Here is a 9,079-nt window from a genome sequence, read left to right as displayed (position 1 = left end):
AGATATTTTTATCGAGAAACGGATACCGGCGGGGGCTGGGCTGGGCGGTGGCAGCGGGAATGCGGCGGCCGTTCTCTGGTCACTCAACCGGCTGTGGGGGCTGTCCTTTCCCAAAAGCCGCCTGACGGAAATCGCGGCGGGCATGGGGTCGGATGTTCCGTTTTTTCTGGGGGGGGCGTCTGCCCGCTGCCGCGGACGCGGGGAACGCGTGAGGGCCTGTCCTCCCATGAAAAAAGGCTGGATATTGCTGCTCAAGCCCGCGCTCGCCCTCTCGGCGGCCCAGGTCTACGGCTGGTACGAGGAGGCGCAGGCCGGGGCCGACGAGGGGCTTCGGCCTGCTGGCGAGACTCGCGGAAATGACCTGGAATCAGTTGTTTTTACGAGATATCCCCGATTCCGCCGGCTTTGCGGGGAGTTGCGCTCCCGGGGCGCCGGGCAGGTCCAGATGAGCGGAAGCGGGCCCACGATTTTTGCGGTTTTCCCCCGCCGGAAAGAGGCGCTGGAGGCGGCCCGGGGGTTTTCCCGGCGGCGCGGGTGGCGGGCCGATCTCGCCCGTCCGCTGCAGGAGCCGGCGCTGCGGTCCGCGTGCCTGAGAGTGTGGGAAAAAGGGGGATGTCCGGTGGACCGATTTCCTTGAAAAAGGTAGACTTCGGCGGATTTTGACCCCGGTTTTGTTTCGACCGGGGAGAGGGCGGGGGCCGGGCCGGCTCCCGTTCTTGTCGGGCCATCCCCCAGGCGACTTGATAGCCGGGGGTGAAATGCAGTATCAAAGGCGGTCTTTGGAGGACGACGCGGTTCTGATCAGTTGCGGGGTATAGAGCGGTGAGGGGAAATCGGCTGAAAGTTTTCGGGGGGCGTTCAAACCCCGGACTTTATCGCGCCATTATCGATGCCCTGGGAGTCGAGGCCGGCCTGATCGAGATCGTGGATTTCAGCGACGGAGAAACCTTCGTCCGCATCAAGGAAAATATCCGCGGGGCCGATGTATTCGCGGTGCAGAGTCTTTGCCAGCCGGGCAACGCCAACTTGATGGAAATGCTCATCATGATGGATGCCTTTCGCCGCTCATCGGCCGAGCGGATTACGGCCGTGATTCCCTACTTCGCCTATGCGCGGCAGGACCGGAAGGCCCAGCCCCGCGTGCCGATTACGGCGAAGCTGGTGGCGAACCTCCTGGCTTCTTCGGGGGCGGACCGCGTGATCACGATGGATCTCCATGCCGGGCAGATTCAGGGTTTCTTCGACATCCCGGTGGACCATCTTTACGCCTCGCCCGTGGTGAACGAGTATCTTCAAAAGAAGGAGTTCGATGAACTGGTCGTCATCTCGCCTGATGCGGGCGGGGTGGAGCGGGCCCGGGCCACGGCCAAGCGGCTGAACGCCGATCTCGGCATCATCGACAAGCGGCGCGAGCGCGCGAACGTCTCCGAGGTGATGCACATTATCGGCGATGTGAAGGACCGCGATGTACTTATTGTTGATGATATAGTAGATACGGCTGGGACGCTGAGCCAGGGCGCCCAGGCGCTCAAGGACGCAGGCGCCAAAAGGGTGTACGCCTCGTGCTGTCACGCGGTCCTCTCCGGGCCTGCCATTGACCGCATCGAGGCCTCGCCCATCGAGGAGCTCGTGGTGACCGACACCATTCCGTTTCGCGGGAATGGCAAGAAAACAAAGAAAATTGTCGTTCTTTCCGTGGGCCGGATACTGGCCGAGGCCATACGGCGCATTCATGAGGACGCCTCGGTCAGCAGCTTGTTCGTATAAATTTTCCCAATCGGGGGTTCCCCGGCAGAGAGGATGAGGCAGTATGGCTCTGGACATTCCATCGCTTGAAGTGAAATCGAGGGTAGCCTCCGGCAAGGGGGCGGCCCGGCGCCTGCGGCGCGAGGATTTCATCCCGGGGGTCGTTTACGGCATCAATGAGCCCACACCCCTGGCCATCAATCCCCGCTCCCTGGGAAATCTCCTGAGCGGGCGCACGAGTGCCAACGTTGTGTTTCAGCTCAACGTCGAGGGCGAGGCGAATCGGGAGCGCCCCGTGATCATCCGCGAGCTTCAGCGCGATCCGATTCGCAGGACGATTCTCCACGCGGATTTTCTGGAGATTCGGATGGACCGGCGGATTCGCGTCGAGGTTCCGATCGTCCTCCAGGGGGAAGCCATCGGAAAGAAAATGGGCGGAACCCTCTCCCAGCTCTTGCGCGAGCTCGAGGTGGAGTGCCTCCCCATCTCCATCCCCGAGGAAATTACGCTGGATGTGAGCGGGATGGATGTCAACAATGTGCTCCACGTCCGGGACATCACTCTTCCCGCGGGGGTCGTGCTGCTCACCGATGCCAATGAACCTGTCGTTCTCGTCGAAGTGATCGAAGAGGAGAAGCCGGCCGAAGAGGGTGCCTTGGAAGGTGCCGAGGGCGAAGCGCCTGCGGAGGGAGCCGCCGACGCGGGGAAAAAGCCGTCCGATTCGGAGGCAGCTTCGGGCTCTTCCGAGAATTAGCCGTGGCCGGAGCGTCCGGGCGGACTACCTGAATGGCGTCATCTTTGCTGGTCGTGGGGCTGGGAAATCCCGGGCACGAATACGCCATGACCCGCCACAACATCGGGTTCTGGGCGTTGGATCATCTGGCCCGGACGTATCGCATCCGGGTCGACTCCCTCCGGCATCACGCCCTGGTGGGAAGCGGCACCATTCGCGGCTGGAAGGTGGTTCTGGCGAAACCCGAGACTTACATGAATCTGAGCGGAAAGGCCGTGAAGTCGCTGCTCGCGGCCGAGGGCTTGGGCCCGGAAAACCTGCTCGTTCTACACGATGAGATGGACGTTCCCCTCGGCAAGATGAAGCTGAACACCACGGGCGGGGACGCAGGCCACAACGGAATTGCCAGCATCATCGAGGCGCTGGGCACGCGCGAGTTCCGCCGGTTGCGGATCGGCATCGGGAAGCCGCCACGAGGCGCCGAGGGCGCCGATTGGGTGCTCTCCCCCTTCGAGGCGGATGAATCTCCCCTCGCCGAGGAAGCGGCCGCCGAGGCTGCCACGTGCGCCGCGGAGATCGTGGCCGCCCAAAAATGACCATCCCGTTCTTTCGGGGAACGGTTGAAGCGTACGGCAGCAAAAAGGAAACCCAGGAAGCCGCGCCGTTTGCCCGTAGGAAACACATGGAGCGGTTGTTTTTTCATCCGGAACAGCAGGAGGTGAAAAGGATCTGATGATTGCATTCTCAAATAGTGCCGCTATCTTCGGAATCGCAGGGCTTGTTCTTGCCGGATTGATTTTCATGTGGATCTCGAGGCAGCCCGACGGAAACGACCTGATGCGGAAGATCGCTTCCCGGATTCACGAAGGCGCGATGGTTTTTTTGAAGCGCGAGTACAAAATTCTGGCCATTTTCGTGGTCGTGGTGTTCATCCTCCTGGCCTGGAAACTCAACTTCAACACCGGGGTGGCGTTCATCATCGGCGCCGTCTGCTCAGTGCTGGCGGGATTCTTCGGGATGAACGCGGCCACCCGGGCCAATGTCCGGACGGCGGCGGCGGCGAATTCCGACAAGGGCGCGGCGGGCGCTCTGTCCATGGCGTTCTATGGCGGAACCGTCATGGGGCTGGCCGTGGCGAGCCTGGGTCTTCTGGGCGTGGGCTTTTTGTTCTGGTACTTCAATGTGCTGGAGGCCGCCGAGAACGCCTCCATCATCACCGGCTTTTCGATGGGCGCGAGTTCGATCGCGCTCTTCGCCCGCGTGGGCGGCGGCATTTACACCAAAACGGCGGATGTGGGCGCCGACCTGGTCGGGAAGTTGGAGGCGAACATCCCCGAGGATGATCCCCGCAATCCGGCCGTCATCGCCGATAACGTCGGCGATTGCGTTGGCGATGTCGCCGGCATGGGTGCCGACCTGTTCGAGTCCTACGTCGGCGCGATCATCTCGACTATTTTCATTGGCTCGACCATAGGAACGGCGCTGGGCACTTCCCCCGCCGGAGCGATGGCGCTCGCGCTGCTGCTTCCCATGGCCGGGCTCGTGGCTTCCGTTATCGGTATCGCCTCAATGAAGATCCTGGCGAGCAGGAATCCGAAGGTCGCCCTTCGGAGCGCGACGCTGCTCGCCGCTGTCGTCTTCATCGTCCTGGCATACTACGAGACGAACGCCCTCGGCTTTCGAGGCGGGGTTTTCGGCGCGATCTTCTTCGGGACCCTGGGCGGCTCCCTCATCGGGATGCTGACCGAATTCTACACGGGCACCGGCACGAAACCCGTCAACCGCATCGTGGAAGCCTCCCGGACCGGCGTGGCCACGAACATCATCGGCGGCTTCGCCGTCGGCCTTGAGAGCGTGGTGGCGCCAGTAGTGGTCCTGGCGATGGTCACGCTGCTGGCCAATTACATGGCCGGCCTCTACGGCATCTCCATCGCGGCCATCGGCATGTTGGCAACGATCGGCATTACCATGTCGGTGGACGCCTACGGCCCCATCGCAGACAACGCGGGCGGCATCACGGAAATGAGCAAGCTCGGGCCCGAGACCCGCAAAATTACCGACAGCCTCGATGCCCTCGGCAACACAACCGCCGCCATGGGCAAGGGTTTCGCCATCGGCTCGGCGGCCCTCACGGCGCTGGCCTTCTTTGCGGCCTACACCAAGGCGGCGGACCTCAAGGTGATCGACCTGACGGATCCCAAAGTTGTGGCGGGCATGCTGATCGGCGGGGCGGTGCCCTTCCTGATTGCCGCGCTCACGATGAACTCGGTGGGCAAGGCGGCCTTTATCATGATTGAGGAGATCCGGCGCCAGTTCCGCGAGATCCCCGGCATCATGGAGGGCACGGCCGAGCCCGACAGTGCGCGCTGCATCGACATCAGCACCCAGGCGGCGCTGAAGGAGATGATCATTCCGGGGCTGGCCGCAGTCGTCATCCCCATCGTGATCGGCTTTGCGATGGGCAAGGAGGCGCTCGGCGGAATGCTGGCGGGCGCGCTGCTCTCCGGCGTGCTGCTGGCCCTTTTGATGGCCAACGCGGGCGGCGCCTGGGACAACGCAAAAAAGGACATCGAGGACGGCAAGCTGGGCGGAAAGGGTTCGGAAGCCCACAAGGCGGCCGTGGTCGGCGACACGGTGGGAGATCCGATGAAGGACACCTCCGGGCCCTCGATGAACATCCTGATCAAGCTGATGTCGATCGTGGCGCTGGTTCTGGCGCCGCTGTTCGCCTGAGCCGGGCCGGGGAGATATCGCATAAGCGATTGATTTTTTGAGGGATTTTTGAGAGATTTCAGCCGGGACAAAAACGGCCGGTGGCCGGAAGTCTACCCGCCGTGGTAGGTTGTGCCCCTTGAATTTACCTCCTCGCTCTGGGCCACTGGGACCCGGAGCCGACTAGTCCGAGAGGAGCATTTGATGCGCCGTTACGAAACCATGGTATTGCTGTCTTCCGAGCTCAGCGAGGAGGCAGTCGAAGAGCGGATCTCTCTCTTCGAGAAGCAGGTCAAGGAAGGGGAAGGTAGCGTCCTCAACCTGGATCGTTGGGGAAAGAAGCGCCTTGCCTATCCCATCAAGCGGCAGCGGCACGGTTATTACTTTATCGTGACGTTTGAGTGCAACGCCCCAACTTTGCAGGAAATCGAGCGCAATCTCCGTATTCACGAAGACACCTGGCGCTTCATGACGGTCCGGCTGGATCCGGGCCTCCTGCGGAAACTCGAGAAAAACGAAAAGCAGGCCGCCAGGCGGGCCCTGGAGGGCGAGGGCCGGGACGATGACGGCAATGGGCGCGCGCGCAGAGAGCGGGCCGTCACGGCCGATGAGAGTTAAAGCGGGGACGCGACGATGACCCAGATGAACTCGGTGTATCTCAGGGGAAACCTGACGCGCGATCCGGAAAAGCGTTTTCTCCCCTCGGGCACATCGGTCGTTTCTTTTGGGCTGGCTGCCAACCGCCGCTATCGCAGCGGCGAGGAGTGGAAGGAGGAGACCTGCTTCGTCGACATCACGGTGTTCGGGCGGCAGGGCGACTGGGTGATGGAGCAGACATCCAAGGGCTCTCCGGTTGTGGTGGAGGGTCGCTTGAGCTTCCGGAGCTGGGAGGCCCAGGACGGCTCGCGGCGGAGCAAGCACGAGGTGGTCGCCAACAACATCCACTTCCTCTCGCGGCGCGATGAGGGCGGTTCCCGCCACTCGGACGCGAGCGCCGCGCAGGACTGGGGGAAGACCGGAGGCGGCGACACTCCGCCCATGACGGACGACGACATTCCTTTTTAGGCAGTAACGCATTTGGAGGCTGGAAATGGCAGCGATGCCGGTTCGCACGAGCAGCACGAAGAAGAAAAAGAAGAAGAGATTTGTGCGCAAGAAAATCTGCCGGTTCACGGCGGATGGAATTGCCTACATCGACTACAAGGACGTGAAGACGCTGAAGAACATGGTCAGCGAGCGGGGCAAGATCATCCCCCGCCGCGTGACGGGCACATCGGCCCGCTTCCAGCGTCAGCTCACCACCGCGATCAAGCGCGCCCGCTACATGGCCCTGATGCCCTATTGCGTCGAGCATATGTAGGGACGGGGAAAGAGAAGGGAAGAGATTCATGCGCCTTATTCTGAGAAAAGAAGTTGACCATCTGGGAGACCCCGGCGACATTGTCGAGGTACCCGACGGCTACGGGCTGAACTATCTCGTTCCCCATGGGCTCGCCATCCAGGCCACGGCCGGAAAAATCCGCGCCACGCGCCATGAGATGCACCTCCGGGAGGCCCAACTCCAGGCCGCCAAGCGGCAGGCCGAGGAGGAGGCGGGTCATTTCACTGGCGTTGAGATCGAGTTTACCGTGCGCGCCGGCGAGGATGGCCGCCTGTTCGGTTCAGTGACGAACCGGCAGATTGAGGCTGCGCTGGCGGAGAAGGGCTTTCACGTGAGCCGGCGGCGGATCCTCCTCGAGGAGCCTATCCGCAAGCTCGGCGAGTATGACGTCACCATCCGGCACCATCAGGACGTGAAGAGCGTGATCAATGTCCGCGTCGTGGCGGACGAGTCGGCGCCGCCCGATGAGGAAGGGGCGGAGGAAGTTGCTCCTGCTAAGGGTGCATCCGACGAAGCCGCCGCCCCGGAGAAGGCCCAAGCGGCCGATCCCGCCGATGGGAACGAGGAATCGGCATAGGCCGAAAGCGAAGCTCCCTTTTTGGAACTTTTGAATCAATGATTTGGGAGCCTCTTTGGGGGCTCCTTTTTTTCTCCGCCCCCCGGAGGATTTGCGCCGGGTTCAATCTGCGTTACGCTCGAATGTATCAGCCCTATTCGACAATAGGCGGAGCCCTTCCGTGAATTCTTCCGCGGGTCAGAGTACATCCGGATCTTCCCCGAATCTTCCCCCTCAGAACATTGAGGCGGAACAGCATGTCCTCGGGGCGCTTTTGCTCGACGGCGGCATGGTGGCACCGGTCATGGAGGTGCTCCGCCCCGAGCACTTCTACCGCGTCAGCCACAAGGCCATCTACCAGGCCATGCTCTCTTTGTTCGACCGCACAGAGCCCATAGATATTCTCACGCTGGTGGATGAACTCAAAAAAAACGAGGCTCTCGACACCGCCGGAGGGCCGGAGTACATCGCCCGCCTGGCGGACGATGTTTCCTCCGCGCGCCGCGCCGTCACATACGCCAAGCTGGTTCGGAGCGCCGCCATTTTGCGGAATCTGATCCACACCTCAAACGCGATTTCCGAGCGGGCTTTTGCGGAAAATGAAGACGTGGACGCCCTCGTGGACGACGCCGAGCGGGCCATCCTCGAGGTGGCCGCGGACCGCTACCAGCAGAGCATCGGCTCGATGCGGGACATCATCAAGACGACCTTCCCCTACCTCGAGGAGCTCTACGACCGCAAGGAGCTGGTCACAGGTGTCCCCACCGGCTACACCGATCTCGACAAGCTGACGGCCGGGCTCCAGCCCGGTGAGCTGATCATCGCCGCCGGTCGCCCAAGCATGGGCAAGACCGCCTTGGCCCTGTGCATTTCCGAGTACGCCTCCATCTCCTCCCAGGTGCCGGTGGCCTACTTCAGCCTTGAGATGAGCGCCCGCGCGCTGGCCATCCGCATGATGTGCGGAAGGGCGATGGTGAACTCCCGCCAGCTGCAGAGCGGATTCATGCCCTCGCAGCAGTGGCCCCATCTCATCCGGGCGGCGGGGGAACTCTCCGAGGCTTCTCTCTACGTGGACGATGCGACCGATCTTTCGGTCTTCGACATCAAGGCGAAGTGCCGCAGGCTGCAGGCGGATCAGGGGCTTGGCCTGGTGGTGGTGGACTATCTGCAGCTTCTGACCCACCGGGGGCGCTCGGAGAGCCGCCAGATCGAGATCAGCGAGATTTCCCGGGGGCTCAAGGGCCTGGCCAAGGAGTTGGACGTGCCGGTCCTGGCGCTGAGCCAGCTTTCCCGGCAGGTCGAATCGCGCGAGGGCAAGCGGCCGACGCTGGCCGATCTGCGCGAGTCGGGCTCCATCGAGCAGGACGCCGATGTCGTCGCGCTCATCTATCGGGAGGACTACTACGACCCGTCATCACCGAAGAAGGGCGTTGCCACGATCATTGTTGCCAAGCAGCGCAACGGCCCCACCGATGAGGTGGACCTCAAGTTCTTCCCCGAGTATGCCCGGTTCACGAACCTCGACACATTCCACGAGCGGGCGGTGACCGCCGTGACCCCTTCCGAGGATTATCCCGAGGAGGAGGAGATGGGCTTTTGAATACAGAGCCGGCTGCCCTCTCGGATTCCCGCATCGCGGCCACCGCTCTCGGCGCCCGCCGCACCGCCGCCTTCATCGATCTCGATGCGCTGGCACACAACTTCCACGCGATTGGCAAGGCCTCGGGCAAGGAAGTGCTGCCGATCGTCAAGGCGGACGCCTATGGCCATGGCGCCGCCGAGTCGGCGCGCACCCTCGTGGCGGCCGGCGCACGGGTCCTGGGCGTGGCCGCGCCCGAGGAGGGGGAGGCGCTCCGGCGGGGCGGTGCCATCCGGGTGCCGCTGATCGTCCTGAGCGGGGCGGCCCCCTGGGCGGCCGAGCGGCTGATCGCGGCTGATCTGGAGGCTGTCG

General features: G+C 62.9%; 11 protein-coding genes. All 11 read left to right on the top strand.

All coding sequences use genetic code 11. The features are described 5' to 3' along the window. Positions 1 to 637, top strand: a 637-nt coding sequence (locus O2807_07550) for a hypothetical protein (protein ID MDA1000356.1), incomplete at its 5' end; no start/stop codon positions are given. Between the two features lie 185 nt (positions 638 to 822). Then, the gene (locus O2807_07545) at positions 823 to 1,767 is read left to right on the top strand and encodes a ribose-phosphate pyrophosphokinase (GenBank protein ID MDA1000355.1); all 945 of its coding nucleotides are present in this window, start codon (positions 823 to 825) and stop codon (positions 1,765 to 1,767) included. A 43-nt stretch (positions 1,768 to 1,810) separates the two neighbouring features. Next, complete coding sequence (locus O2807_07540) at positions 1,811 to 2,500, top strand: 50S ribosomal protein L25 (protein ID MDA1000354.1); 690 nt, start codon at positions 1,811 to 1,813, stop codon at positions 2,498 to 2,500. Positions 2,501 to 2,532: 32 nt separating this feature from the next. Further along, positions 2,533 to 3,075: an aminoacyl-tRNA hydrolase gene (gene pth / locus O2807_07535; protein ID MDA1000353.1), complete on the top strand. Its 543-nt coding sequence runs from the start codon at positions 2,533 to 2,535 to the stop codon at positions 3,073 to 3,075. Positions 3,076 to 3,211: 136 nt separating this feature from the next. Next, positions 3,212 to 5,212: a sodium-translocating pyrophosphatase gene (locus O2807_07530; GenBank protein MDA1000352.1), complete on the top strand. Its 2,001-nt coding sequence runs from the start codon at positions 3,212 to 3,214 to the stop codon at positions 5,210 to 5,212. Positions 5,213 to 5,395: 183 nt separating this feature from the next. Beyond that, the gene (gene rpsF / locus O2807_07525) at positions 5,396 to 5,809 is read left to right on the top strand and encodes a 30S ribosomal protein S6 (GenBank protein ID MDA1000351.1); all 414 of its coding nucleotides are present in this window, start codon (positions 5,396 to 5,398) and stop codon (positions 5,807 to 5,809) included. Between the two features lie 15 nt (positions 5,810 to 5,824). Further along, entirely contained in the window at positions 5,825 to 6,256 is a 432-nt protein-coding gene (ssb, locus tag O2807_07520; GenBank protein MDA1000350.1) for a single-stranded DNA-binding protein, read from the top strand. 34 nt (positions 6,257 to 6,290) lie between these two features. Then, positions 6,291 to 6,551 carry a 30S ribosomal protein S18 gene (gene rpsR, locus O2807_07515; protein ID MDA1000349.1) on the top strand — a complete coding sequence of 87 codons (261 nt, stop codon included), beginning with the start codon at positions 6,291 to 6,293 and terminating at the stop codon, positions 6,549 to 6,551. Between the two features lie 28 nt (positions 6,552 to 6,579). Further along, positions 6,580 to 7,149: a 50S ribosomal protein L9 gene (gene rplI, locus O2807_07510; protein ID MDA1000348.1), complete on the top strand. Its 570-nt coding sequence runs from the start codon at positions 6,580 to 6,582 to the stop codon at positions 7,147 to 7,149. A 160-nt stretch (positions 7,150 to 7,309) separates the two neighbouring features. Further along, on the top strand, positions 7,310 to 8,728 hold the full coding sequence (gene dnaB / locus O2807_07505; protein MDA1000347.1) for a replicative DNA helicase: 1,419 nt from the start codon (positions 7,310 to 7,312) through the stop codon (positions 8,726 to 8,728). Then, positions 8,725 to 9,079 (top strand): alanine racemase (locus O2807_07500; protein MDA1000346.1); only part of this gene is annotated, 355 nt, incomplete at its 3' end. The genes dnaB and O2807_07500, both read left to right, overlap by 4 nt.

The sequence above is a fragment of the bacterium genome, from assembly GCA_027622355.1.
Taxonomy (GTDB): Bacteria; UBA8248; UBA8248; order UBA8248; family UBA8248; genus JAQBZT01.
This window is presented reverse-complemented; position numbering and strand designations above follow the sequence as displayed.